Source organism: Candidatus Symbiobacter mobilis CR, assembly GCF_000477435.1.
In the GTDB taxonomy this organism is placed as follows: domain Bacteria; phylum Pseudomonadota; class Gammaproteobacteria; order Burkholderiales; family Burkholderiaceae_C; genus Rhodoferax; species Rhodoferax mobilis.
In genome coordinates this window covers 457,619-482,408 of record NC_022576.1, presented here as the reverse complement: position 1 = coordinate 482,408, position 24,790 = coordinate 457,619, and the positions used below count along the sequence as shown (strand labels likewise).

Genomic DNA, 24,790 nt, shown 5'->3' with positions numbered 1-24,790 from the left:
TCGGAGCACTTTGTGGATGTACTGCTCGCCTTGATGGACTTCATCTTGCATGTGGATGTCCATCTGCACAACTGGGTGCAAGCGCATGGAACATGGGTATATGCCCTGCTCTTCGCAGTGATCTTCGTGGAAACGGGCGTCGTTGTCATGCCCTTCCTGCCGGGGGATTCGCTGCTTTTCGTCGTCGGAGCGCTATGTGGGCTGGGGCTGATGGACTACGGGTACGCCGTCGGACTGCTATGGCTGGCCGCAGTCGCCGGCAACCAATCGAACTACGCCATTGGGCGCTACCTCGGCCCCAAGGTGTTCGGGTGGGGAAACTCGCGGTGGTTCCGCAAAAGCGCTTTTGACCGTGCGCATGCGTTTTACGAGCAATATGGCCCCATCACCATCGTAGCGGCGCGCTTTCTGCCTTTTTTGCGCACCTTCGCCCCCTTTGTCGCTGGCGTTGCCCAGATGGATCGCAAACGCTTCACTTTCTATGACGTGACTGGCGGAGGGCTGTGGGTGGGCAGCATCATTACCGTCGGATACTTTTTCGGCAACATCCCCTGGGTACGCGAGCACCTCGACAAAATCATCTGGACGCTACTGCTCGCGCCCGGGGTGTTTGTCCTGATCGGCGCCTTGCGCAAGCCTCGCAATACTAGCAAGCCCATAGCAACGGATACTTGCTGAGTGTGGATGGAATCGCAGCCCATCCCCTCACCATCCGGGCATCCTCACGATGTACGCTGACGCCGTGCCTCGTACAAACACACACCGCTGGCGACGGAGACATTGAGGCTTTCCACCGCACCGAGCATAGGGATTGACACCAGCTCATCGCAACATTCCTGCGTCAGGCGCCGCAAACCTTTGCCTTCGGCCCCTAGCACGAGCGCAACAGGGCGGGTCAAATCGGCAGCGTAGAGTACCCGTGCGGCGGTGCTGCCCAGCCCGACAAGGGTCACGTCCCGATCCTGCAAGTCGCGTAGGGTGCATGCGAGGTTCGTGACCAGAAAGTAGGGAACGGATTCGCTTGCGCCACTGGACACCTTGGCCACGACGGGGGTCAGCCCACAAGCGTGATCCTTGGGGGCGATGACTGCATGTGCCCCGGCGCCATCCGCCACGCGCAGGCACGCACCCACGTTGTGCGGGTCGGTCACCCCATCCAGGACCAGCAACAACAGAGGATCCGGCGCTACGCCGGACGTAGGGGAACTGTCCCGTCGATCGAGCCAGTCCTCCAGCGAATGCTCCCGGCCCAACGGCACTACCCTTGCAACGACCCCTTGGTGTGACGTGCCCCCACACAACCCTGCCAACCGCGCTGCATCGACTACCTGCAGGGGAACGCCCAATGCATCGGCACGGCTGCAAAGTTGACGCATGCGCGCATCGCGCCGGTCGGCATCGACGTACAACTCGACGATGCTGCGCGGCGCAACCTTGAGCCGCACGCCCACGGCGTGAAAACCGTAGAGCAGCGTCGATGGGGCTGGAGAAGGCTTGACCTTCACTGCGGCGGATTCCCGGTGACAGGACACACTGGCAGGGTCATGCGAAACACAGTCCCCTCTCCTGGCTGCGATTGCACAGTCAGGCTGCCCTGATGTTGCTTGGCGATGTTCATCGCAATCGACAAACCCAAGCCCGTTCCCTGCCCCACGGGCTTGGTTGTGAAAAAGGGGTCGAAGATGCGCGCCTGTTTGGCGAGGTCGATACCACAGCCCGTGTCCTGCACCTCGATCCACACCTCGTCACCTACTGCGCCGGTGCGCACGGTGATGGTGCCGCGTGTCGTCATAGCCTGCGCAGCATTGATCAGCAGGTTCATGAAGACTTGATTGATTTGGGATGCCACGCAAAACACCAAGGGTAGTTCGCCATATTCGCGTACCACGTCGGCCTTGTATTTCAGCTCGTTCCACACGACGTTGATCGTGCTTTCCAGCCCTGCGTGGATGTCCGCCCAGCCGAAGTCCGAGTCCCCCACACGGGCAAAGTTCTTGAGATCCATCACGATCTTTCCGACACGCTCAACCCCCTCGCGCGATTCCTCAATCAGTTCGGGCAAATCGGTCAGCAGGAAATCGAAGTCGGCCTCCGCCTTGCGGCGGCGCAGTTCCTCGAAGGCGGGACTATGAATACCCTGGGCTTCCAGCTCATCTTCGGTATGCGCATACGCCTTGGCGATATCGAGCAGCTTGGCGACGTAATCCGCCAAAGAACCCAGATTCGATTTGATGAACCCAATGGGATTGTTGATTTCGTGCGCCACCCCGGCTGCGAGTTGCCCGATAGACGCGAGCTTTTCCGACTGCAGCAATTGGGACTGCGCTTCGGCCAGATCCCGATACAACGCACTCATCTCCTGCAGGCGCTGCTGCAAGGCACGCTCTGCACGCATCCGTCCGATGATTCGCCACATGCCGTTGCCCACGAGCAGCAGGGTATCGGTATCGATCTGGTCATACGCATTCCTTTTGTTCCCCACGCCAATCAAAATGCGAGCAAGCCCATCTTCCATGATTGGCACCGTGATGAACCGATTCAGTGCAGGATGCCCCTCTGGCAAGCCGTGCTTATGGGGCACGGTGGAATAGTCGTTGTAAATGACAGGGCATGCCTGACGCAAGCAGTCCGCCCATACCCCCGCAGTATGCAGAGAACCATGAGTGGGGTAGTCGGCACTACAGAAATTCCGCGTCGATGCCGTCCACACGGCCATTTCGTAGTGTTGCTGGTCCGCGCTGACGAAATGCAGAAAGCCAATCTGGCTTGATGTCAACGATTGTGCAGATTCCAGCCCCTGCAACAGAAAGGCGGGTTCGTCCATCTTGCTTGCAAACTCATTGAGTTGAAGCAAGCCGCGAGTGCGTTCGCGGATCCGGCCGGGATCCGTGACATCAATGCTAAGCCCACCCAAAAACCGTTCTCCGGTATCGTCCTCCATCACAAACAAGGTGGTTTCGGCATGGCGCCCTTCAAAGAATTCGTCCATGGTGCGGCTTTTGCCGTCGGCCAGCACCTCCTGATCGAAATGGGTCGCGTTATGGGCAAACTCCGGGGGAAACAAGTCGTAGGCCGTTTTGCCGACCAGGGTATGGGGTTCCGCGCCAAGCATAGTGCCGAGGTGCCGGTTTACCACTATCAGCCGCAAGTCCTTGTCCTTGACGAAGGCAGCGCCGGGAAGGTGATCGATGAATCGCTGGGTCAGGGCTTGCGCGCTGCGCATCTTGGCATGGAGGCGCTTGCGCTCACTGACGTCATGCACGGCCCAAATCAGAAACTTGCCTCCGTCGATGTGAATTGGGCTAGAAAAAATTTCCACATCGCGCACTTCGCCACTGTGTAAACGGTGCCGATGTTCCAGACTGACGAAGGTGCATTCCGCAGCCTCATGGAGTTCGCGCATCGCAGTTTCAGGATCGCAGACGTAGATTTGCGCAACGCACATCGAGGTGAACCCCGCGTGGTTCCAGCCATAAAAATCAAGGGCGCGGATGTTGGCATCCACGATACGGCCGCTTTTGGGGTCCAGAACGATGAGCGGCATGCAACTGCTGGCAAACAGCGCGTTGTAGCGCACTTCGCTTTCCTGCAGGGCAAATTCGGCCTCGCGACGCTGCGCATCGTTTTCAAAAATGTCCAGGGCATGGCTGATATTGGCCGAAAGCTGCTCGAAAAGGCTGCGTACCCCTGCGTCAAAAGCCTTGCCTTGCTCGGCATAGACATTGAGCACCCCCCATGCTGCCCCCCCAAGCTGCAACGGCACCACCAGCGCAGACCGCCACTGCAGCGGACTCGCCAGCTCGCGCAGCGACTCCATACCGGGGTCTGTGGTCACGTCGTCAGACCACACCAGCTCGTTGCGGGCAATGGCCTGCTCGGCAAGGCTGCCACCAAGGTGTACCCCCACCTTCCCCCCCAGACTGAGCGCTTGCAAATACCCCAATCCCTTCCCATAGCGCGCCGTAGGCCAAATCCGGTGCTCCAACGGATTCCAGATGCCCACCCACGCAGCGCGCATACCACCAGCATCGACGAGATGCCTGCACACGTCACCGAACAGCACACCCCGGCTGCGGCTGCGAATGATGGTTTGCCCGCACTCGACCATCGCAGCATAGAGCTGCAACAAGCGCTGATCCGTGCTGGGAACCGGGCGCTTGTTCTTTGCGGTGCTGCCCGGACTAGCCCGACGGCGTGGGCCCGAAACTGAAGGCCGTTGCGTAGTCACGATGCCTTGACTTCCGCCATCAGCCGCAACCCCATCGATTTCTCGAAATCGACAATCTTCTGAATCACCATCTCGTCGAGAACGTAGCCCGCAGTCAGCATCAGCAAACCGCTTGGGGTGACGAGGTCGTGCGCAAGCACCATCCCGGGCTGTAGGTCGCGTGTCGAAAGCATCAATTCCGCAAGCTGCCCTGTTCCACCGTTACGCCGGGTGGCATCGCACAACAGCGCGACAAGGGCATCGACGACGAGAGGGTCGTAACGCCGACCACGGCCCTGAATGATGACCGCCTTGGCTTGCGCGGGGTCGAGCTTGCGTTGGGCCAGCACGCCAATTTGCAGACTGTCGTAGTCACAGGCGACGATAAGAATGCGTGCGCCCATCGAAATCTGATCCCCACACAACTGGTAAGGGTGGCCCCCGCCATCGAAGCGTTCAAGCTGGTTGGAGATGATTTCTGCAGCCCCTCGGAGATCACTCAACGGCAGCAACAACTGCGCGGCACACGCAGGGTGTCTTCGGAACATGTCGAGCTGCTTGGTCGTGAGCATGACGACCGAGGTGCTGAGCATGTCGTCGTCAAAACCGACTTTGCCAATCTCGTGCAACAAACCTGCGACGAAGACTTCCTGCGTCTGTTTTCCGTCCAGCCCCAGGCGTGTGGCCAGTTTGCGGCACATATCCGCCACCCTGCGCGAGTGCCCGGCGATGTGGCTGTTGCGCAGCTCGATGAGGCTGGTAAAAACCTTGATCGAGGTGATGAAGTTGGCTTTGAGTAGCTCGTTGGCGTCGGAAAGCGCAGCATTCGCTTTTTGCAGTTCATCGGTGCGCTCCTGCACCTTGCGTTCGAGACCCGCATTCAGCTCCTTCAGCTCCTCATTCTGTTGCTGCACCAGCGCTTGCAGTCTGCGCTGTTCCAGCACCATCGCACGCTGCTGCAAGGCGCCGCGAACAATCAGGACGATGTCGTTGTCGTCCCAGGGCTTGGCAACGTAGCGGTATATCTCTCCCCTGTTGATGGCACCCATCACGGAGGTGACGTCGGCATAGCCCGTCAGCAACAGCCGCATCGAATCTGGCCAGCGCTGGCGCACTTGCTCCAGAAAGGCGACCCCATCCATCTCCGGCATTCGCATGTCGGAGATGACGAGGTCTACCGGCTCGCTTTCCAGCAAATCCAGCCCCGCCTGCCCGCTTTCGGCCACCCGCACCTGAAAGCCCTTGGCCCGGAACAGACGGCGCAAGGCAGAGAGGATGCTAGGCTCGTCATCGACGAACAGCAAGGTGCCAATGCCAGCGCTTAAAACATTGGTGCTGGAAGGTTGAACGTCTGTCATGGGGCTATTCCCTCGACCAAATCGGATTGTGCGTAGTGTTTTGCGTCTTCCAGCAACGCGGAAATATCACCGAGGCGGCGTACCAACTCTGGCAGATCTGCGCCAAGACGTTTGATTACCGTATGCGGCAGAGGCTGCACAACACCCTCCCTCGCCCCAAAACCGTAACCAAGGTGATTGCTAATACGAACCGCTGCTACCAAGTGCGCCATCATGTTTGTATCCATCGCCAATGGGGTGTTCTGGTAGCGAATGGATTGCACCAGGTCATCGGGGAAATGCCATTGTTCGATCAATCTGGCGCCGACGAGGGCATCATCGACGCCCACCACATCTTCCAACGCCTGGTGCAACGTCAAAGAATTCCAAAAACTCATTTCCAGCGCCCGGCAATACATCTTCGGCATAGCGTGGGCAATGACCACTTTGCCGAAATCGTGGAGCAAGCCGACCATGAAATAGTCGTGCGACGCACTGCCGTGTTCGAGCCTGCTTGCCACCGAGGCAGTGACGAGCGAATGCATGAGATAGCGGGGCGCATCGAAATGGGACAAAGGGCTGGCATGGACTGTGTGCAGCGCAGAAATGCTTAGCGCCAGGTTTTTGATCGTGTTCAGCCCCAAAAAAACGACGGCGTGGTCGATGGACGCGATGGGGTCAGGTAGGCGGTAGTACGCGGAGTTAACGACGCGCAGCACCTTGAGCGTCACGACCGGATCTTTTTCGATGACCCTGGCAAGCTCTTTGGGCGAACAAGCCATGTCTTGCGTCAAAGCCAAGATAGCCTGCGCGCTCTTCGGAAATGCTGGCATGTCCTCGACGGCAGCCAGCAACTGGGGCGACAGTTCGGTATCCACGTGGGCGATTTTCATCCCAAAAAATCCCATCGTCTTTTCTACCACCGATTTCCTAGCAACAGTGCGGCATAACCATTGCGTTGTGCGAGCGACGGCAGTCGCGATCAGCGCCGGGGATGTGCAAAGCCCGTTGCCAACGGGGAGGCGTCTGGCGCAGAGCACTTCTACAATGAATTTGTGTCCTCAGGCTTGGCGCCTGCTTTGCGCTGATTTCGACGCTTTTTTCCGTGTAGTTCCCATGACCCAGCATCTATTGCGGCTCTGGTTTGCGTCGGATCTGGTGCTGTTGCACAAGCGTCGGGAGCGCCGCATGCTCATCATGACGAGCCTGACGATGATCGTCATGGGCATGTTGTGGGGCACCATCTTCCTGTGGCAAGGGCACTGGATCCTCGTCGGGATGGATCTGGTACTGATCGGTTCCGGCTTGGCTGTGCTGACACTGCTCACGCGCGGACAAGTGCGCTACGCCAATGTGCTGCTCTTTTCCATACTCTCGGTACTGGTGGGCACCATTGCCCTGGTATTCGATGCGCCCACCATTTCCGCCCCCCGTTCTACGCATTTGTACCTGTTGCCACTGGGGCTTGCGGCGTTGATCGCGTTTCGGGAAGAACCCCTGTGGATTCGCCACGCAATCGCGATGCTATGTATTGGGGCGTTCATCACGCTGGCTTCTTCCACGGCAATGCTATTTCCAGGCTACAACCTGGACGATACGCTGCGTGTCCCCGGGACGTGGGTGCAAACCTTGGCCGCAACGACCCTGCTATTCCTTCTTTTCCACATCGTGCAAACGGATGCCACCGAAAGGACGACGCTTGAAGGGGAACTGCTCCAAGCGCTGGCCCAACAACAGTTCCGTATGCACTTTCAACCCCAGGTCAATGCTGGGGGCCTGGTCGTCGGCGCTGAAGTATTGCTGCGCTGGCAACATCCCAGGCGTGGCCTTATCGGCCCAGCCTACTTCATTGGCGCAGCGGAGACCAACGGCCTCATCCTCCCTATCGGGCAGTGGGTACTCGAACAAGCCTGCGCCCAGCTCCAAGCATGGTCGCAGGATGCGGTATTGCGCACACTGGCACTGGCCGTCAACGTCAGTCAACGGCAATTTCGCCAGCCGGACTTCGTCGAACGCACCCTGGATGCCATCCAGCGCCACCGTATCCATGCAGACCAACTCGAACTAGAACTGACCGAGACGATGCTGATGGAAGATATCGAAGCCGTTCGCGAGAAGATGCTTCTGTTGTGCAGCCGTGGTTTGAGTTTTTCGCTGGACGATTTCGGTACCGGGTATTCCTCTTTGAGCTATCTCAAACGGTTGCCATTGCACAAACTCAAGATCGACCGTTCTTTCGTTTCCGACGTGCCGGAAGATTCGCATAGTGCATCCATCGTCCGATGGGTGGTATCGCTGGGGCAAAGCCTCGGTTTGTCGGTGATCGCCGAAGGGGTGGAAACCACCGAGCAGCGCACCTTTTTGCAACAAAACGGTTGCGTGCTGTACCAGGGTTACCTATTCCGGCCTGCGCTGCCGCTCGAAGAATTCGAGGCCTATGTTCGCCATGCCAATGGCCCTACATGACGTTTTGCCCATGTTGCTTGGCTATCGCAACCTCAGACCGTTCTCCCGCTGCTGCTTCACGTTCCCCACCCCACGATGGCTACAAGTCTTCTCGCCCTACTGGACGACATCGCCAGCTTGCTCGACGATGTGGCAGTTCTGTCGAAAGTGGCAGCCAAAAAAACCGTGGGGGTACTGGGGGACGACCTGGCCCTGAACGCCCAGCAGGTGTCCGGAGTACATGCCGACCGCGAGCTACCGGTGGTGTGGGCTGTATGCAAAGGGTCTTTTCGCAATAAGCTGGTGTTGGTGCCTCTGGCGCTCGTCCTGGTGACGCTCGTGCCCTGGGCCGTGACGCCTCTGATGGTGATCGCCGGGGTGTATCTGGCCTACGAAGGGGTGGAAAAGCTCGCTCATGCCCAGCACCACCCTGCCCATGCGCATGTGGTCGATGTCGATCACACTGCCCACGCTGCCGACCTTGCAGCACAGGCTCCGGAGCACGAATCCTCGCGCATCCGAGGGGCGATTCGCACCGACTTCATTCTCTCGGCGGAAATCATCGTCTTGTCGTTGGGCACCGTGCGGGAGAGTCCATGGCCGGTGCAAGCAGCCGTGTTGTCCGCAATCGCCGTGGCAATGACCGTGGGTGTCTACGGTGTTGTGGCACTGATCGTCAAGCTCGACGACCTGGGCTTGTATTGGAGCCAGCGCACAGGTACTACCCCCCTGCGTGCCTTGCAACGCCGCGCAGGGGTAGGCATCCTCGCCCTGGCTCCCCGGTTGATGCAGGCCATTTCTTTGCTGGGGATGGTGGCGATGTTTCTCGTCAGCGGGGGCATCCTAGCGCACGGCATCCCAGCCATCGAACACGGCATCGACCACATCAGTGCCATGGCTGGGTGGGCCGCGCCGGTAGTCGCGCTGGGGGCGGATGCCCTGGTCGGTCTGGTCGCAGGGGTTTTGGCGCTGGGGATTGCACTGGCTGCCAAGCGCCTCTCGCACTGATCCTTGTCAGCGTCATGACAAGCAAGTATCTGGGGAAACGCGAGCTACATGGGCTTTCACTTGCGAGACACGATGCAGACACATCGGGTGCCAACAATCCGTGGCGCTGGCGTTGGATGCCAGGATGATTGACGATCACGGAAAGGATACAACGATGGGTTCCATTGCAAGCATTGGCGCAGCAGGAAGCACATGGCTCCAACGCAGTCCGATGCAAGAAAAATTGTTTGCCAAGGTCGATGCCGACAGCAGCGGTAGCGTCAATTCGACAGAGCTGCAAAGCATGCTGGATGATGTGGGAACGAAGACGGGACAGTCCTTCGACTCGAAGGCGCTGTTTACGTCGATGGACACCAACAGCGACGGCAGTCTGGGACAGGAAGAGCTTGCCGACGGCATGCGCGGAGTATTGCCACCCCCTCCTACGACGATGGAGTTTGCCCAAAGCCGGGGCATGTCCGACAGTGGCGAGCCATCGGCCCCTGGCGAGGCCAATGCCGCAGGCCAACCCCCCGGCGGCCCGGGCGGGATGCGGCCAGCCGGTGGGCCCCCTCCGGGTGGTGGGCCTGGCGCGGCGGGGGGGCCTGGTGGGGGTTCAGGCGGTGGCCCCGGTGGCGCACCCGGGGCGGGTTCCGCGACATCACAGACCAATGCAACGTACGACCCTCTCGATACGAACGAGGACGGTGAAGTCTCCGAGCAGGAACGCCTGGCCGGGGAGATCAAGAAGGCAGCGGAAGAAGCGGCTACCGAAGAAGGGTGGGTTACGCTGCTACAGCAGGTATACGAACCTGCCGAATCGACCAGCACTGTGGACACCATGGTGTAGAGCCATGCGGGGTGCTTCTCCCCATGGCCCCATGGCTCTACGGTATGCACCAACTACGTTCTACGCATACCCTTTCCGCTGGGACACCATCGGTGGGAGCTTTGCGACGTGGACGTGGCCTACACCATCGTCAACCAGTGCGAGTACTTGGGATTGCGGTGATGGACGATGTCGAAAAACGCCGACTGGATTTGTTCCGTCACCGGGCCACGACGACCAACGTGAGCGCCTTTGCCGAGTTCGATGCGGTCCAGTTCGCGGATGGGCGTGACTTCTGCGGCAGTCCCTGTGAAGAAGGCTTCGTCGCAGACGTACACCTCGTCACGGGTGATGCGTTTTTCCACGACCCGGATCCCCAGATCGCTGCAAATGCCAAGCACCGTATTGCGCGTGATGCCGTTGAGCGCGCCGCTGGAGAGATCCGGCGTGTAGACGACGCCGTCGCGGACGAGGAACAGGTTTTCTCCCGACCCTTCAGAGACGAAGCCGTGGGGATCGAGTAGCAAAGCCTCGTCGTAGCCGTCTTCCGTGGCTTCCATATTCGCCAGGATCGAGTTGGTGTAGTTGCTCACCGCCTTGGCTTGTGTCATCGAGACATTGACATGATGCCGGGTGTAGCTTGATGTCTTGACGCGAATCCCCCGGGTCAAGCCTTCATCGCCCAGGTAAGCACCCCATGCCCATGCGGCGACCATCAGATGCACGGTATTCCCTTTGGGGCTGATGCCGAGCTTGTGGCTACCAATCCAGGCCAGAGGGCGCAGGTAGCACGATTCCAGTCCGTTGGCCCGGACCACGTCTCGGTGGGCTTGCATGATTTCCTCCATGCCAAACCCGATGCGCATACGCAAAATTTTGGCGCTATCCAACAAGCGGCGCGTATGGTCTTCCAGCCGGAAGATGGCTGTGCCAGCGTTGGTCTTGTAGGCACGCAAGCCCTCGAACACTCCACAACCGTAGTGGAGGGTATGGGTAAGAACGTGGATCTTTGCGTCCCGCCATTCCACCAACTGCCCATCCATCCAGATTTTTCCATCGCGATCCGACAAAGCAGGCAGTGTCATGGTGGGCCTTTTTTCAGTGCATAGCCAAAGGAACGCAGGATTTTACGTGCGCCCCTTTCCACCCTAAAAACCGCCCGAGGCGCCTATTTCCGTAGGCTGCTGCATAAGCCGTCATCACTTCCGTCGCTCCTTCCCGGCATAACGCTTCTATTTCCGTTTTCTGTTCCCGTTGTAGAAGCGACGGCATTCGCGATGTGATACGGCGGCCTATGCAGCGCCTTGCAGTCACAATGGCACGATGGTTTCCGCCCCTGCTGCCACCGCCGTGCTGTACTGCAATCTGGGCACACCTGCTTCCCCCACCGTGCGCGATGTGCGCCGGTATCTGCGCGAATTCCTCAGCGACCGTCGCATCGTGGATATGTCACGGCCGCTATGGTGGTTGCTGTTGCATGGGGTCATCCTGCCCACGCGCCCCCAGTCTTCCGCAGCCAAGTACGCGCATATCTGGACTGAGGAAGGTTCCCCGCTGCTGGTGTGGACACAGCGCCAGGGCGCAGGGCTCCAGGCCGCGTTAGCCCGGCGCGGCCATGCGGTAACGGTATATACGGCGATGCGCTACGGTCAACCCGCCATTCCGGCTGCGCTGGATGCATTACAAGAGCAGGGGGTTCGGCGTGTGCTCATCGTGCCGGCCTACCCGCAGTATTCGTCAACGACCACAGCCAGCGTCAACGACGCCGTAGGCCAATGGGCAGCCGCAGCACCTAACCAGCCGGAGTTCCGATCAATACGGAGTTTCGGAGACGATGACCGATATATCGCAGCGCTGGCGGCGACGGTTCGTCGGCACTGGGCACAACATGGCCAGCCTGATGTGCTGCTGATGAGTTTTCACGGGCTACCCCAACGTACCGTGGATCGTGGAGACCCCTACCGCGACGAGTGCTTGCAGACTGCGCAAAAACTTGCCCAAGCCTTGGCTTTGTCCCCTCCGCAATACCGCATCACCTTCCAGTCCCGGGTGGGGTGGGCGCGGTGGCTGGAGCCGTATACGGAAGCCACACTCGTCGAGCTGGCCCGGCAAGGCATCCGCCGTGTCGATGTGGTGTGCCCGTCTTTCGTTTGCGACTGCCTCGAAACCCTGGAAGAAATCGGCCACGAAGCGCGTACCACCTTCCTTGCAGCGGGGGGGCAATGGCTGGGTTGCATTCCCAGCCTCAACGACAACCCGGAATGGATTGCCGCACTCGCCAGCCTCGTCGAAGACCACCTACAGGGATGGCCCACGGATGGTTCATGACAAGGCCCGTTGACCCAACCCACGTCGGCTAGGGCGCAGCAGACTCGTGCAACTTCTTGACGAGGACGATGCTGCGCCGATCCCAGTTGTATTTGCGCTTGCGCGCTTCGGGCAGCCACTCGGGGTCAACCTGCATGAAACCCCTTTTGAGGAACCAGTGCATGGTTCGGGTCGTCAGCACGAAGATGCTGTCCAACCCTGCCAGCCGCGCACGCTGTTCGATGCGCTTGAGCACACGCTCTCCATCGCCTTGCCCCTGCACATCGGGGGATACGGTCAACGCGGCCATTTCTCCGGTACGCGCTTCCGGGTAGGCATAGAGCGCAGCGCAGGCAAAGATCACTCCATCGTGCTCAATGACGGTATACAAGCCGATGTCCCGCTCAATTTCCGTGCGGCTGCGCTTGACCATCGTTCCGTCCTTTTCGAAAGGTTCGATGAGCTGGAGGATGCCGCCGACGTCGTCGACGGTGGCCTCACGCAGGCTTTCGAGCTTTTCATCGACAACCATCGTGCCGATGCCATCATGCACGTAGACCTCCAACAAGATCGACCCATCGACGGCAAAAGGAATGATGTGGCTGCGCTCCACCCCTCCCTTGCAGGCCTTGACGCAGTGCTGCAAGTAAAAGGCTGGGTTGGTGGGTTGATTGGCTTCGGGCAGCTCTGCGAGGAACTTTTCTGCCAAAGCCAGCGAGAGTTCCGTATCGATAGGGTTGTCCGGCCCCACGGGCTGGGTGGGAATGGCAGCGATACCGGGAATTTCCGTCACGAACAACAATTTGTCGGCCTGCAATGCCACAGCCACGGACGTGGCCACTTCTTCCATCGTGAGGTTGAAGGCTTCCCCTGTCGGTGAAAAGCCGAACGGAGACATCAGTACCAGCGCGCCCATGTCTAGCGAGCGAAGGATTCCGGCGGTATCGATCTTGCGTACCACCCCGGAATGCTGAAAATCTACTCCTTCGACGATGCCCACAGGCCGTGCAGTCAGAAAGTTGCCGGAAATGACCCGCACCGTCGCCCCAGCCATCGGGGTATTCGGTAGCCCCTGGCTGAATGCGGCCTCGATTTCGTAGCGAAGCTGGCCGGCTGCCTCCTGCGCACAGTCAAGCGAAACCTCGTCGGTGATGCGAATCCCTTTGTGGTAGCGGGACTGGTGTCCCTTGGCTCGAAGTTGTTCGTTAACCTGTGGACGAAAGCCATGGACCAGCACGACCCGCACACCCATGCTCTGGATCAACGCCAAATCTTGAGCAAGACTGGGAAGCTTTCCTGCGGCGATGGCCTCCCCACATAGCCCCACAACAAAGGTCTGGTGCCGAAATTTGTGGATGTACGGAGCGACCGACCGAAACCAGGGAACGAAAGTGAAATGGAATACAGAGCTCATACGCCTGCACTATGCCGGTTTGCCTGGCTGCACGGTATGCAGCCAGGAATCCAACGACTGCCTGAAACCTTGCACAGCTTCCATGTGCGACGGGTTACGGAGTTGCCGGGGGGTAGAAGGCAAACCCCACCGCACACGCCAGGCATAAAAAAGCCATGGCGTAATTCCAGGCAAACCGCTCGCGCAAGACGAGCATGGCAAAACCGATGAACACGGTGAGCGTGGCCACTTCTTGGATGATCTTGAGCTGGAACCCGCTGAACTGCCCGTAACCCATCCGGTTGGCCGGTACGGCCAGGCAATATTCGATCAACGCGATTCCCCACGAAACGACAATCGCTTGCCAAAGCGGCCAGTCTCTGCCAAATTTGAGGTGTCCGTACCACGCCACCGTCATGAAGACGTTGGAGGCCAGTAGCAGGAGAACGGTTTGCACGCCAGCACAGCGCAAAGACGCCTCGGTCGACGCCACTTCGGCAACGAACGCAAGGGGAGGAACAGGGAAGGGAAACGAACGGGGAGTGTTGGTGGGATGTGCGGGGATCGAACCCACGACAAACGGATTAAAAGTCCGCTGCTCTACCGACTGAGCTAACATCCCGAAGCGCCCGCAGGGCCAAGCCCGGAACGGAACCGAAGATTGTATCGAGTCAGGAATGCGGCAAAACAGCCACTGTCCGCTCCCCGGCACACTCTACGAGACGCTGCACGATGCAGCCCGCAGCGCAGTGCCCCAAAGTGGCGGTCACACTCACCAAACAACCCCACCCGTGGTTTCCCAGCCCCCAAGTCGGGCAGGACTGCTGCGCAGTGGGAGATAGGGTCGGCATAGGCTCCGGGCTGTACACAGTGCAAAGGCCCGCCTTGCCGCGACAACGTGGCATGGCCAGGTTTCGGCGCAATGCGTTGCGCACCTTGGCCAGCAACGGGTCGTGACAAACCTCTGCCAAGTCGGCAACGTCCACGAGGTGCGCGCAGCGCTTTCCCGCAGCCGCCCCAACCATGACGAAAGCACACTGCGGATGGGCCAGCGCCCATTGCGCGAGGGCAACCTTGGCACGGACCTCGTCGCAGGCATCGATCAAGGCGTCTACCCCCTCCAGACAAGCCAACGTAGTCTGTTCCACGCCTATTCGCTGCGGCACGCAATGCACGAGACACTGGGGATGGTAGGACAGCACCCGGTCACGCATCGCAGCGACCTTGGGCATTTCCACTGTGGCATCGGTGGCATGCAATTGGCGGTTGATGTTCCCTGGCGCCACGTCGTCGAAATCGACGAGCGTCAGAGCGCGTACCCCGCTACGCGCTAAAGACTCGACAGCCCACGACCCCACCCCACCCAGCCCCACCACGGCGACGTGGGCGCTGGCAATGGCCTGCGCACCGACGGAACCCAGCAATCGCTCGACTGCGCCAAAGCGCTCCTGCCATGAAAGGGTCACGATGGGTCGATACCGCTGGGGTATGTGCCGATTTGCTGAGGGAGATTACTTGTTGAGGGCTGCCAAACGTTCCCGGGCTGCAACGGCAGCTTCGGACTTCGGGTACGTCTGAATCAGCTCCTGGAGCGTCTTGCGCGCTGCCCGCACATCCTTGAGTTCGAGCTGACAACTGGCTACGGCGAGGATGGCCTCCGGGGAACGAATGTGCTTGGGAGCGCGGGAGACCATCGCACGGAAGTTGAAGATCGCTTCCTTGTAGTCCCGCGTCGCGTACTGGGCATTCCCCAACCAGAAGAACGCGGACAACAGGTAACCACTGCCCGGATACCGCTCAATGAACGCAACGAACTGCTGCTGCGCGCCAAGATAGTCGCCCTGCTTGAAAGCCTGCATTGCCGCGTCGTACTCTCTGCGCTCGGCAGGATCTGCGACAAATTCGGCTCCGTCAACATTGACCTTGGCAGGTTCGAGCTTCCCGAGGCGGTCGGCAACACTACGTGTCTCATCCTTGCGCTGACGCTGCTCTTCGGCCAGGGCGGCGGCCAGCTTTTCCTGTTCCCCGCGCAACTGCGCAAGTTCCCCACGCAGCAGCTCGATTTGTCGCTGCAAAGCCAATAGGCTATCTGCCTGCGAAGCACCATGGGTAGTACATGCCTGCTTGGCCTGTTCCACGGCCAGCTTCTGGCTTTCAAATTTCTGGCGCAGATCCAGGATGGCTTTGCGCGCCTCGCCGTCTTCAAACAAGGCGGCGCTGGCACTGACGCTACCGCATACCCCAACGGCAAACACCATCGTTCTGCACCATGATGCCACCGAATACTGCCCAGGGCAGATCGGCCAAGTCATGGATAGCGCACCTCCACCCGACGATTTTTGGCATACGCATCATCGCTGGCTCCCAGTACGGCGGGCTTTTCCTCGCCAAAGCTGATGGCTTCGATTTGGCTGGAAGGGACTCCCAGGATCGTCAAGGAATTGCGCACCGACTCTGCCCTGCGCTGCCCCAAAGCCAGGTTGTATTCGCGGCTGCCCATTTCGTCCGCATGACCTTCCAGCACCAACCGCAGCGAGGAGTTGCCCAGGGCCTTTTGCGCGTGGCCTGCGACGACAGACTGGAACTCAGGTCTGATCATGGTACTGTCGTAGTCGAAATAAATGATGTTCGTGAGGGGGGCACCGTCCACGACAGTTTCTGTGGTAGCGGGGGAAAGATCGGTGGCTGCTGGCTGCGCAGTATCCACGGCTGCGGCCCCATCGTCTTGCTGCTGCGTCATAGGGTCAGGCTCGGCAGTTTCCACCGGCACTTCATTCAAGGGAACCTTGGTGGCACAACCAGCCAAGGCAACCACACAAGCCATCGCTATCCACCATGTTTTCATCGTTCCACTCCTTTGGGTTACTACAACGTTACTGTTCCAGAAAAGGGCTCCAGTCCGGCTCGCGGATATCGCCGCTCTGCCCGCTCAACCGCGCCTTGACCCGTCCATCCAACGTGGTGGTCATCAGCGCTTCCATTCCGTCGATTTGCGTAGCGTAGATCAACATCTTGCCGTTCGGTGCGAATGCAGGGTTTTCATCCGCGACGGTCGACGTGATGGCGCGAAGCTCTTTGGTCTGCAATTCCATCAGATGCAGTTTGAATTCATTGCCCACCCGCGCAACGTAAGCCATCCAGCGGCCGTCGGGGCTGATCGACGGGGAAACGTTGTAATTCCCCACGAACGTGACCCGTTCCACGTTACGCCCGGTCAAGGTCGTGCGGTAGATTTGCGGCGCCCCTCCCCGGTCGCTGACGAAATAGATACTTTTGCCATCTGGCGCAAAGGTGGGTTCGGTATCGATGCTGGAGGATTGGAGCAACCTGCGCGGCTCCCCTCCGTCGGCATGGAGCAGGAAAAGCTGCGAGCCACCGTCGCGGCTCAACGTCAGAGCCAAGGTTTTGCCATCATCAGACCAGGCTGGGGCGCTGTTGGAACCCTTGAAATTGGCGACGATACGGCGCCTGCCGGTACCAATGTCATGCACATACACGACAGGTTTGCGCGCCTCGAACGACACGTATGCCAACCGATTGCCATCGGGTGACCAAGCAGGGGAAATGATCGGTTCCGGACTGGTCAATGCAGATTGCGCGTTGTCGCCGTCGGCATCGGCAACCCAAAGCTGATACCGGGAGCCAGACTTGGTGACATAGGCAATCCTGGTCGAAAAAACGCCCTTGTCTCCAGTCAATTTTTCGTAGACGTAATCTGCCGCTTTATGCGCTGCTAAGCGCAACCGATGTGGGGGGACGACGTAACTATGCCCGCCCAAGTCTTTGCCTTGGACGATATCCCATAAGCGGAAACGGACGTCGAACTTCCCATCTGCCAGCCTGGTGACGCTGCCCACAACCACAGCGTCTGACCCTGCCTTCCGCAACGACCCCAGAGGAGGCATCGCGTTTTCATCGACCGCACCTAGCGTGACGTCAACAGCATGAAAACGACCGCTGCGTTCCAGATCGGCCAAGACGATCCCGGACATCTTTTGCCCTGCCTCCTCTTGTCCCCGAAAGGGCGCGACGGTGACCGGCAACTGGGTCAACCCTACGCCGGAAACCTCGACGCGAAACTGTGCCCAGGAGGGGGCAAGGCCCATGCCCAGCAAGCACAGGCAGCACCAACGCAATACACAACGAAGCATGGGAGACATGGAAAAGTCGACTCGGTTCCCATCTATCCCAAAACCAGCCCGATCAACGGCTTAGCCTAACCTGGGAATGGGAAAGATCGCTGGGACGAAAAAACAGGTATAGAGGAACAGACAGCGCGTATCCAGTCCAAAGAGCATGGAAACAGCCAACCGCCAGCTACCCCCTGTTTTGGGCAGTGTACCCACCCAGTTGAACGCATGGCAGCGACTGCTTCACAACCCGTCCTTGTGGATTACCGGATCGATCGCAGTGATGGATTCCCCATTCGTTTGGCACAACCGCCACAGTTTCAGATGGTTGTAGTAGCTCCCTTGCGCTCTGGCAATGGCCAGCACCAATCCATGTTCGCCGTCCAAAAACCCCGCTTGCAAAAAGAAAGTGCGCAAAAACGCCCACAACCCGTGGCCCATGGCGCCCAGCACGCTGGCACGCTTGCCACGTGCATAGGCCTGCGCGCTGGAAGCGGTGGAATACCGGTCGATCTTGCGCAGCACATCAGAAAAATCCCGGTAACTGAAATGCAATAACGGCGTACTCAGCCGGTGCGAAGGCCCCTGGGGAAGCAGCTTTTCATGCACCAGATCGTTGGAAAACCGTGCAGTCCCGGCCTTGAAAAGACGATCGACAAGGTCGGGCGCCCAGCCGGAATGGCGAATGAACTTGCCACAGAACCATGACAGCCTGGGAAGGGCAAAACAGTCTGCGGTATCGCAGGCAATCGACCGAAGGATTTCTTGCCGCAGCTCCGGGGTGACGCGCTCGTCGGCATCGATAGACAAAATCCATTGCCCTTGTGCCAGATCAAGCACACGGTTCTTTTGCGGCCCAAACCCGGGCCAATCGTCGGTGGTATGCACCCGTGCGCCCAAGGACCGGGCGATGTGTACGGTGTCGTCCGTGCTCCCATGGTCGAGTACGACGACCTCATCGACAAAGTCGAGACAACGAATGCACTCGCCTATATTGGCCTGTTCGTTGTGGGTGATGATGATTGCGGAAAGTTTCATGCAAATAGGGTAGTACATCTACCGTGCAATACCCATAGCCCGGTAAAGGGAGAGCCAAAAATTGTAGACATAAAGACCACCACCTGCATCCCAGGGGCGGTTCGTACAATGGCAACGCGCACATTTTGCGGCGTTTTCATGGCGCCGTGTACGGTCAATACAGAGGCTGTTGGCACATATCCGAAGTCGAAGTAGGACTTACGCAAAACCACCCCAGCGTCGTGATCCCCACTTGCCGTACTGTTTTGTACTATCTGCGTGGGTATGCCTTGCTGGGGCAATTTTGCGTCAGTCCTACAAAGAACTGTGGAGGGATGCCATAAACGGCTATTCCCGGCTATTCCCGGATGCTTGCAGTGCCCTTGTTTGCTGATGGCCCCGTCCAGTTGGCCCCATCTATTTTCCGTTGTCCCCCCACTGGCCCCCTCACTGTACTAGGCGGCCGATTACTCGGTGACGTTCCCATGCCCGATTCCCTGCACCAACCAGCGCTGCAAAGCCTTTCCAAGTCTTTCGACCCCGCGTCCATCGAAGCCCGCTGGGGCCCTGAATGGGAGACCAGAGGATACGCATCCGCTGGCTGGCGCGGCACGGGCAGCCCCAGCGAACAGGCTGCCATGGCGGGGGACAACTTTGCCATCCAGCTCCCTCCCCCCAACGTCACGGGAACGCTGCACATGGGGCATGCGTTCAACCAGACGATCATGGACAGCCTCACGCGCTACCACCGCATGAGGGGGTACAACACCGCGTGGATTCCCGGGACCGACCATGCAGGCATCGCGACCCAAATCGTCGTGGAGCGGCAGCTCCAAGCACGCGGGCTGGATCGCCGCACTTTGGGGGAGACGGTAACGGAGTCACGTGAACGCTTCGTTACCGAAGTTTGGGCCTGGAAGAACAAGAGTGGCAAGACGATCACCACGCAAATGCGCCGCCTCGGCGCGAGCGTGGACTGGGGTCGCGAATACTTCACGATGGATACGGAACGCTCGCGTGCCGTGACAGAGACCTTCGTTCGTTTGGCCGAGCAAGGGCTGATCTACCGTGGCAAGCGGTTGGTCAATTGGGATCCCGTGCTGCACAGCGCAGTCAGCGACCTGGAAGTCGAGAGCGAGGAAGAGGATGGGTCGCTATGGCACATCCTCTATCCCTTCGTCGAAGGAGAGCAGGAGGTCGATGGCTCACTCCAGCGCGGGCTGATCGTGGCAACGACGCGGCCGGAAACCCTGTTGGGCGACGTGGCCGTGATGGTGCATCCCGCCGATCCGCGCTATGGCCACCTGATCGGCAAACATGTGGCATTGCCGCTATGCCAGCGCACCATCCCCATCATTGCCGACGAATACGTCGATGCAGAATTTGGTACCGGTGTGGTCAAAGTGACCCCCGCGCACGATGCCAACGACTACGCAGTCGGGCAGCGGCATCGGCTCCCCATGGTGTGCGTGCTGGGGCTGGATGCAACGCTGCGCGATGCCCCCTTGTATTTCGATCCAGACACTGGCGCTGGTGGCACCGGGGATGCCCGTCCTACGCTGATGCCTACGGCGTACCAAGGGTTGGATCGTTTCGTCGCCCGTGATCGCATCGTGGCCGACTTGCAAGCACTAGGGCTGCTTGTGCGGGTGCAGCCCCATAAGCTGATGGTGCCGCGCTGTGTACGCACGGGGCAGATCATCGAACCGATGCTGACCGACCAATGGTTCGTGGCGACCCGCAAAGTTGCTACTGGCGATCCGACCCAGCGCAGCATCGCGCAAAAGGCGATTGATGCCGTCGAATCCGGAGCTGTGCGGTTTGTCCCCGAGAACTGGAACAGCACCTTCTTCCAGTGGATGCACAACATCCAGGACTGGTGCATCAGCCGCCAGTTATGGTGGGGGCACCAAATTCCTGCCTGGTATGGCGATGATGGCGCCGTCTACGTCGCCCGCAACGCCGACGAAGCCGCATCCCAAGCCCGGGCAGCGGGCTACGACGGCCCGCTGCGACAGGATGAAGACGTGCTCGATACCTGGTTTTCCTCCGCCATGGTGCCTTTCAGCACCGTCGGTTGGCCATGGAAAGATGCCAACGATGCTGCGGGGACCGTAGCTTTGTCCGACCATGCGCTGTACTTTCCCTCTTCGGTGTTGGTGACTGGGTACGACATCCTGTTCTTTTGGGTCGCCCGGATGATCATGATGACGACGCACTTCACCGGTCAGGTTCCCTTCCGGCATGTATATCTGCACGGGCTGGTGCGTGATGCCCAGGGCAAGAAGATGAGCAAGTCCGAAGGCAACGTGCTCGACCCCGTCGATCTGATCGACGGCATCGCCCTGCCTGATTTGCTGGCGAAACGTACCGAAGGACTGCGCAGACCCGAGACGGCTGAACAAATCCGCCGCAACACCGCCCAGGAATTCCCCCAAGGTATTGCGGCCTACGGTGCGGATGCCTTGCGACTGACTTTTGCGTCCCTTGCCACGCTGGGGCGCACCCTCAATTTCGACACCAAGCGTTGCGAGGGATACCGCAACTTCTGCAACAAGCTGTGGAATGCGAGCCGGTTCGTGTTGATGCACTGCGAAGGGTACGACTGCGGCCTCGATACCCCTGCCGTCGGCACGAGCGTTGCCGACCGGTGGATCGTCTCCCGTCTGCACGCAACGATTGTCGAAGTGCATGCCGGGTTTGCCGCATACCGCCTCGATAACGTTGCCACCGCGATCTATTCCTTTGTGTGGAACGAATACTGCGACTGGTACCTGGAAATCGCCAAGGTGCAGTTGCAGACTGACTCCGAGGCACAGCAACGTGCGACCCGGCGCACCCTGTTACGCACGCTGGAAGCCATCCTGCGGCTGGCGCATCCGCTGATTCCTTTCGTTACCGAGGAGCTATGGCAAAAGGTCGCCGATGTGGCCGGATCCCGTACATGCACGGACCGACCGGCTATGCCAGTCACTGCGTCGTCTCTCTCCGTGGCTCCCTACCCAGAATCTGACGCTGGCAATCAGGACGATGCAGCAACCACGGCGATGCAGCGATTGCAAAACTGGGTGGATGCTTGTCGCAACCTACGCAGCCAGATGGCCTTATCTCCTGCGGCCAGGCCCGCATTGCTGCTGCACCCCGCGCCCGGCGTGGATGCCGTGTTCCTCGACATGGCAACCCCTTTGCTTTGCGGGTTGGCTAGGCTAGAAGGGGTACGTATCTTGCACGATGAAGCAGCTTGGAACACATCGACGCAATCTGCCCCTGTCCTCGTTGCCGCTGACGCGCACCTTTGCCTCGCCGTGGCCGTCGATGCTGCGAGCGAACAAGCCCGGCTGCGCAAGGAATTGGCACGGCTGGAGGCAGAAATTGCCAAAGCACGCGCCAAACTTTCCAATCCTGCCTTCGTTGCCAAGGCCCCACTGGTCGTTGTGGAACAAGAACGTCAGCGATGCACGGAGCATGAGGCAGCGTGCGCAAAAGTACTTCAACAATTGCAGCGATGGGAGTAATACCTTCGCCAGGAACCTGTGGTAGACCCACTGCATGCAGGCTGCGCTTCCTACGTCCCCCATCTTCCCCCATCGGCCTTGCATCGTGGCGGCCAGAGTCCGGTCGAGACCGAATCCGGTATAGTCAGACAGCATTATTGAAAGATTGATTCATGGCAAGAGTAGTCGTCGTTACATCCGGCAAAGGTGGAGTGGGAAAGACCACCACAAGTGCAAGTTTTTCATCAGGATTGGCACTCAAAGGGTACAAGACTGCGGTCATCGATTTCGATGTGGGGTTGCGCAATCTCGATCTCATCATGGGGTGCGAGAGGCGTGTCGTGTATGACCTGATCAACGTCATTCAAGGGGAGGCCACCGTCAACCAGGCTCTGATCAAGGACAAGCACTCTGAAAATCTCTACATCCTGCCTGCATCCCAAACGCGGGACAAGGATGCCCTCACTGTCGAGGGTGTCGAGAAAGTGCTCCACGATCTGGCTGCAATGGGGTTCGACTACGTCATTTGTGACTCCCCGGCAGGTATCGAAGCTGGTGCCTTGATGGCCATGTTCTTCGCGGACGATGCTTTGGTCGTCGCCAATCCGGAAGTTTCTTCGGTACGGGATTCGGACCGGATTCTTGGACTACTTGCCAGCAAGACGAAGCGGGCTGTCGAGTCCCAGGAGCCTGTGAAAGAGCATTTGCTGTTGGCACGCTACGATCCTGACCGGGTCACTGAAGGGCAGATGCTTGAAATGAAAGACATTCAGGACATGTTGCATGTCCCGCTGATCGGTGTGATACCGGAAAGCGAAGTGATTTTGAAGGCTTCCAACGAAGGCATTCCTGTTATCCATTACCATCGTACCGAGCCTTCCGAGGCATACAAAGATGTCGTAGAGCGTTTTCTGGGATCTGTATTGCCCATGCGCTTCACAGAGCCTCGTCCCAAAAGTTTCCTGCAAAAATTATTAGGACCACGAAAATGAATATCGAAACCAAAGAATCCAAGTCCGATTTGTCTACTGCGCTGCTCAAATGGTTTTGGGCTCGCAATTCGGATCGGCAGGAGTCCAGTGCCAAGGTTGCCAGCACTCGCTTGCGCGCCGTGTTCAAAGATCAGGAAACATGGCACAGCCTGCTCCCCGAGTTGCAGCATGAATTGACGGAATTGATCCGGAAATACTATCCCCCAGTTGATCGCGATGCAGTGGTCATCAGTCGCGAAGTGCAAGGTCAACTCGAATTGATCCGCCTAGAGGTGGGAATCAGTGTCACGCACTGAGTTTTGACGCTGTTGGCGTGACGGCAGTCGCGATGGTTCTCGCGACATAACCATGTGTGCTGGCCCTAGCCGGATTGGTGTGGGTTGTCGCTGTCTCCATGGGGCACGATGAATTTCCGACTTCTTGTCGATGCGCTTGCAAGAATCCCCTGCCGATGAAGTAGGCATGTGTCCAGCACGGCTGGATCGCTTGGGGCGTGTACTGCACGAAGAAGTACGCCTCGGCAGACTGCCCGGGGCTGTCGCGTTGGTAGTTCGGCGCGGGCGATGTGTACTGCGCAGCGCAGTGGGAGTGCGTGACCCTGCCTCAGGCAGCTCCATGCCGATCAATGCGATATTTCGCATTTACTCGATGACCAAGCCAGTGATTTCCGTCGCTGCGCTGATGCTCGTCGAAGAAGGCAAATTGCTACTAGGTCAGCCAGTAGCGAACTATCTGCCGGAGTTTTCTTCCCAGCAAGTACTGCACGAAGACGGCGCCCTGCCTCGGCCCGTGCGCCGCCCTATGACTGTCCACGACCTCATGCGGCACACCGCAGGGTTGAGCTATGGTTTTCTGGGCAACAGCAGCGTTCACCGTCAGTACGCCCGTCTGCGTACTCCCTCGTACCCTGGCAGTTTGGCGGAATGGACACAGGAATGCGCACGAATTCCCCTGGTCTGTGACCCTGGGGCTGCTTTCGAGTACGGTCACGCGACAGATGTGTTGGGCCGGGTGATCGAAGTCGTTAGTGGGCAACCCTTGCCATTGTGGCTGCGCTCCCGCATTTTTGAACCCCTCGGCATGGTGGACACGGGTTTTGGCGTGCCGGATTGGCACCACGTGCGCATCGCCGAACCTTTTGCCAGTTGTCCACGCAGTGGGGTACCCGTTCGTCTCCACGATGTTCGCCAACCCGTACCCATGGCTTCTGGCGGAAGCGGGCTGGTCTCGACGGCGACGGATTACGCCCATTTCTTGCAATGCCTATTGCAGCGCGGAGAATTTGGTGGCCAACGCCTGCTCAGCTCGTCGATGGTTGATTTCCTGACTACCGACCACGTGCATGATTTGCCAATATGGAGCGCTGGGTCTCGCACCTTGCTCAGCGATTCGCATGGTTTCGGGTTGGGTGTTGCCGTGCGCACCCGTCGCGGTCCTTCTCTCGTCGCAGGGTCGGTCGGCTCCTACTTCTGGGGTGGGTTGGCCGGGACAACCTTTTTCGTCGACCCTGCAGAGGATTTGCAAGCGATTCTCATGTTGCAAGCCCCCAATCAGCGCGAGTACTACCGCGAGCTATTTAGTAACCTGGTGTACGCCGCCGTGGTGGACTGACTGTCTGACGACATCGTAGCGTAGCCCCGATATCCCCCACA

At 59.1% G+C, this 24,790-nt stretch carries 21 protein-coding genes and 1 tRNA gene; 9 read left to right on the top strand and 13 right to left on the bottom strand.

Translation table 11 applies throughout. The annotated features are described in order from the left end of the window. Nucleotides 1-12 precede the first annotated feature (12 nt). Nucleotides 13-678: a VTT domain-containing protein gene (locus CENROD_RS01925; protein ID WP_022771381.1), complete on the top strand. Its 666-nt coding sequence runs from the start codon at nucleotides 13-15 to the stop codon at nucleotides 676-678. A gap of 44 nt (nucleotides 679-722) precedes the next feature. Here the strand turns inward: CENROD_RS01925 and rlmB are convergent, their stop codons facing one another. From rlmB to CENROD_RS01905, 4 genes are all read right to left on the bottom strand, one after another. Continuing rightward, nucleotides 723-1,532 (bottom strand): 23S rRNA (guanosine(2251)-2'-O)-methyltransferase RlmB, encoded by an 810-nt coding sequence (gene rlmB, locus CENROD_RS01920; protein WP_238551804.1) that lies wholly within the window; start codon nucleotides 1,530-1,532, stop codon nucleotides 723-725. Continuing rightward, complete coding sequence (locus tag CENROD_RS12305) at nucleotides 1,502-4,129, bottom strand: GAF domain-containing protein (RefSeq protein ID WP_051360274.1); 2,628 nt, start codon at nucleotides 4,127-4,129, stop codon at nucleotides 1,502-1,504. Before CENROD_RS12305 ends, rlmB begins: the two co-directional genes overlap by 31 nt. Nucleotides 4,130-4,224: 95 nt before the next feature. Further along, the gene (nosR, locus tag CENROD_RS01910; protein ID WP_022771378.1) at nucleotides 4,225-5,565 is read right to left on the bottom strand and encodes a response regulator c-di-GMP phosphodiesterase, NosR family; all 1,341 of its coding nucleotides are present in this window, start codon (nucleotides 5,563-5,565) and stop codon (nucleotides 4,225-4,227) included. After that, nucleotides 5,562-6,437, bottom strand: coding sequence for an HDOD domain-containing protein (locus CENROD_RS01905; RefSeq protein ID WP_041193189.1), 876 nt, complete (start codon nucleotides 6,435-6,437; stop codon nucleotides 5,562-5,564). The genes nosR and CENROD_RS01905 overlap by 4 nt, the downstream gene beginning before the upstream one ends. A 223-nt stretch (nucleotides 6,438-6,660) precedes the next feature. On the opposite strand from CENROD_RS01905, the gene CENROD_RS01900 reads away from it, so the two are divergent. The 3 genes from CENROD_RS01900 to CENROD_RS01890 all read left to right on the top strand — a co-directional run bounded on the left by CENROD_RS01900 (nucleotide 6,661) and on the right by CENROD_RS01890 (nucleotide 9,826). Beyond that, on the top strand, nucleotides 6,661-8,010 hold the full coding sequence (locus CENROD_RS01900) for a putative bifunctional diguanylate cyclase/phosphodiesterase (protein ID WP_022771376.1): 1,350 nt from the start codon (nucleotides 6,661-6,663) through the stop codon (nucleotides 8,008-8,010). A 75-nt stretch (nucleotides 8,011-8,085) separates the two neighbouring features. Further along, nucleotides 8,086-8,997 (top strand): DUF808 domain-containing protein, encoded by a 912-nt coding sequence (locus CENROD_RS01895; protein WP_022771375.1) that lies wholly within the window; start codon nucleotides 8,086-8,088, stop codon nucleotides 8,995-8,997. A 154-nt stretch (nucleotides 8,998-9,151) separates the two neighbouring features. Next, nucleotides 9,152-9,826 carry an EF-hand domain-containing protein gene (locus tag CENROD_RS01890; RefSeq protein WP_022771374.1) on the top strand — a complete coding sequence of 225 codons (675 nt, stop codon included), beginning with the start codon at nucleotides 9,152-9,154 and terminating at the stop codon, nucleotides 9,824-9,826. Nucleotides 9,827-9,945: 119 nt separating this feature from the next. Here CENROD_RS01890 and CENROD_RS01885 read toward each other — a convergent pair whose 3' ends face one another. Further along, nucleotides 9,946-10,890: a branched-chain amino acid transaminase gene (locus CENROD_RS01885; RefSeq protein WP_022771373.1), complete on the bottom strand. Its 945-nt coding sequence runs from the start codon at nucleotides 10,888-10,890 to the stop codon at nucleotides 9,946-9,948. Nucleotides 10,891-11,128: 238 nt separating this feature from the next. Between CENROD_RS01885 and hemH the strand changes: the two genes are divergently transcribed. After that, a complete protein-coding gene (gene hemH, locus CENROD_RS01880; RefSeq protein WP_022771372.1) occupies nucleotides 11,129-12,133 on the top strand; it encodes a ferrochelatase in 1,005 nt (334 codons plus the stop codon). 28 nt (nucleotides 12,134-12,161) lie between these two features. Here hemH and argA read toward each other — a convergent pair whose 3' ends face one another. From argA to CENROD_RS01840, 8 genes are all read right to left on the bottom strand, one after another. After that, nucleotides 12,162-13,526, bottom strand: coding sequence for an amino-acid N-acetyltransferase (argA, locus tag CENROD_RS01875; RefSeq protein ID WP_022771371.1), 1,365 nt, complete (start codon nucleotides 13,524-13,526; stop codon nucleotides 12,162-12,164). A gap of 94 nt (nucleotides 13,527-13,620) precedes the next feature. Next, nucleotides 13,621-14,079, bottom strand: a complete 459-nt coding sequence (locus tag CENROD_RS01870) for a DMT family protein (protein WP_081699788.1) — start codon at nucleotides 14,077-14,079, stop codon at nucleotides 13,621-13,623. Next, nucleotides 14,052-14,127, bottom strand: a tRNA-Lys gene (locus CENROD_RS01865). The genes CENROD_RS01870 and CENROD_RS01865 overlap by 28 nt, the downstream gene beginning before the upstream one ends. 49 nt (nucleotides 14,128-14,176) lie before the next feature. Beyond that, nucleotides 14,177-14,971: a tRNA threonylcarbamoyladenosine dehydratase gene (locus tag CENROD_RS01860; RefSeq protein ID WP_022771369.1), complete on the bottom strand. Its 795-nt coding sequence runs from the start codon at nucleotides 14,969-14,971 to the stop codon at nucleotides 14,177-14,179. 45 nt (nucleotides 14,972-15,016) lie between these two features. Then, a complete protein-coding gene (gene ybgF, locus CENROD_RS01855; protein WP_081699786.1) occupies nucleotides 15,017-15,817 on the bottom strand; it encodes a tol-pal system protein YbgF in 801 nt (266 codons plus the stop codon). After that, nucleotides 15,814-16,350: a peptidoglycan-associated lipoprotein Pal gene (gene pal / locus CENROD_RS01850; RefSeq protein WP_022771367.1), complete on the bottom strand. Its 537-nt coding sequence runs from the start codon at nucleotides 16,348-16,350 to the stop codon at nucleotides 15,814-15,816. Before pal ends, ybgF begins: the two co-directional genes overlap by 4 nt. 28 nt (nucleotides 16,351-16,378) lie before the next feature. After that, the gene (tolB, locus tag CENROD_RS01845) at nucleotides 16,379-17,656 is read right to left on the bottom strand and encodes a Tol-Pal system beta propeller repeat protein TolB (protein WP_022771366.1); all 1,278 of its coding nucleotides are present in this window, start codon (nucleotides 17,654-17,656) and stop codon (nucleotides 16,379-16,381) included. Nucleotides 17,657-17,878: 222 nt separating this feature from the next. Further along, nucleotides 17,879-18,673: a glycosyltransferase family 2 protein gene (locus CENROD_RS01840; RefSeq protein ID WP_022771365.1), complete on the bottom strand. Its 795-nt coding sequence runs from the start codon at nucleotides 18,671-18,673 to the stop codon at nucleotides 17,879-17,881. Nucleotides 18,674-19,137: 464 nt separating this feature from the next. On the opposite strand from CENROD_RS01840, the gene CENROD_RS01835 reads away from it, so the two are divergent. The 4 genes from CENROD_RS01835 to CENROD_RS01820 all read left to right on the top strand — a co-directional run bounded on the left by CENROD_RS01835 (nucleotide 19,138) and on the right by CENROD_RS01820 (nucleotide 24,749). Further along, complete coding sequence (locus CENROD_RS01835) at nucleotides 19,138-22,167, top strand: valine--tRNA ligase (RefSeq protein ID WP_041193185.1); 3,030 nt, start codon at nucleotides 19,138-19,140, stop codon at nucleotides 22,165-22,167. A 152-nt stretch (nucleotides 22,168-22,319) separates the two neighbouring features. Further along, complete coding sequence (minD, locus tag CENROD_RS01830; RefSeq protein ID WP_022771362.1) at nucleotides 22,320-23,138, top strand: septum site-determining protein MinD; 819 nt, start codon at nucleotides 22,320-22,322, stop codon at nucleotides 23,136-23,138. Further along, complete coding sequence (locus CENROD_RS01825; RefSeq protein WP_022771361.1) at nucleotides 23,135-23,434, top strand: cell division topological specificity factor MinE; 300 nt, start codon at nucleotides 23,135-23,137, stop codon at nucleotides 23,432-23,434. Before minD ends, CENROD_RS01825 begins: the two co-directional genes overlap by 4 nt. Before the next feature lie 130 nt (nucleotides 23,435-23,564). Continuing rightward, complete coding sequence (locus CENROD_RS01820) at nucleotides 23,565-24,749, top strand: serine hydrolase domain-containing protein (protein ID WP_022771360.1); 1,185 nt, start codon at nucleotides 23,565-23,567, stop codon at nucleotides 24,747-24,749. Nucleotides 24,750-24,790: the final 41 nt, after the last annotated feature.

Coding starts and splice junctions, on each gene's coding strand:
- CENROD_RS01820 (WP_022771360.1), top strand. CDS start 23,565: ATGCGCTTGCAAGAATCCCCTGCCGATGAAGTAGGCATGTGTCCAGCA.
- CENROD_RS01905 (WP_041193189.1), bottom strand. CDS start 6,437: ATGAAAATCGCCCACGTGGATACCGAACTGTCGCCCCAGTTGCTGGCT.
- ybgF (WP_081699786.1), bottom strand. CDS start 15,817: ATGACTTGGCCGATCTGCCCTGGGCAGTATTCGGTGGCATCATGGTGC.
- nosR (WP_022771378.1), bottom strand. CDS start 5,565: ATGACAGACGTTCAACCTTCCAGCACCAATGTTTTAAGCGCTGGCATT.
- CENROD_RS01900 (WP_022771376.1), top strand. CDS start 6,661: ATGACCCAGCATCTATTGCGGCTCTGGTTTGCGTCGGATCTGGTGCTG.
- CENROD_RS01835 (WP_041193185.1), top strand. CDS start 19,138: ATGCCCGATTCCCTGCACCAACCAGCGCTGCAAAGCCTTTCCAAGTCT.
- pal (WP_022771367.1), bottom strand. CDS start 16,350: ATGAAAACATGGTGGATAGCGATGGCTTGTGTGGTTGCCTTGGCTGGT.
- CENROD_RS01895 (WP_022771375.1), top strand. CDS start 8,086: ATGGCTACAAGTCTTCTCGCCCTACTGGACGACATCGCCAGCTTGCTC.
- tolB (WP_022771366.1), bottom strand. CDS start 17,656: ATGCTTCGTTGTGTATTGCGTTGGTGCTGCCTGTGCTTGCTGGGCATG.
- CENROD_RS01885 (WP_022771373.1), bottom strand. CDS start 10,890: ATGACACTGCCTGCTTTGTCGGATCGCGATGGAAAAATCTGGATGGAT.
- CENROD_RS01840 (WP_022771365.1), bottom strand. CDS start 18,673: ATGAAACTTTCCGCAATCATCATCACCCACAACGAACAGGCCAATATA.
- CENROD_RS01825 (WP_022771361.1), top strand. CDS start 23,135: ATGAATATCGAAACCAAAGAATCCAAGTCCGATTTGTCTACTGCGCTG.
- minD (WP_022771362.1), top strand. CDS start 22,320: ATGGCAAGAGTAGTCGTCGTTACATCCGGCAAAGGTGGAGTGGGAAAG.
- argA (WP_022771371.1), bottom strand. CDS start 13,526: ATGAGCTCTGTATTCCATTTCACTTTCGTTCCCTGGTTTCGGTCGGTC.
- CENROD_RS01890 (WP_022771374.1), top strand. CDS start 9,152: ATGGGTTCCATTGCAAGCATTGGCGCAGCAGGAAGCACATGGCTCCAA.
- hemH (WP_022771372.1), top strand. CDS start 11,129: ATGGTTTCCGCCCCTGCTGCCACCGCCGTGCTGTACTGCAATCTGGGC.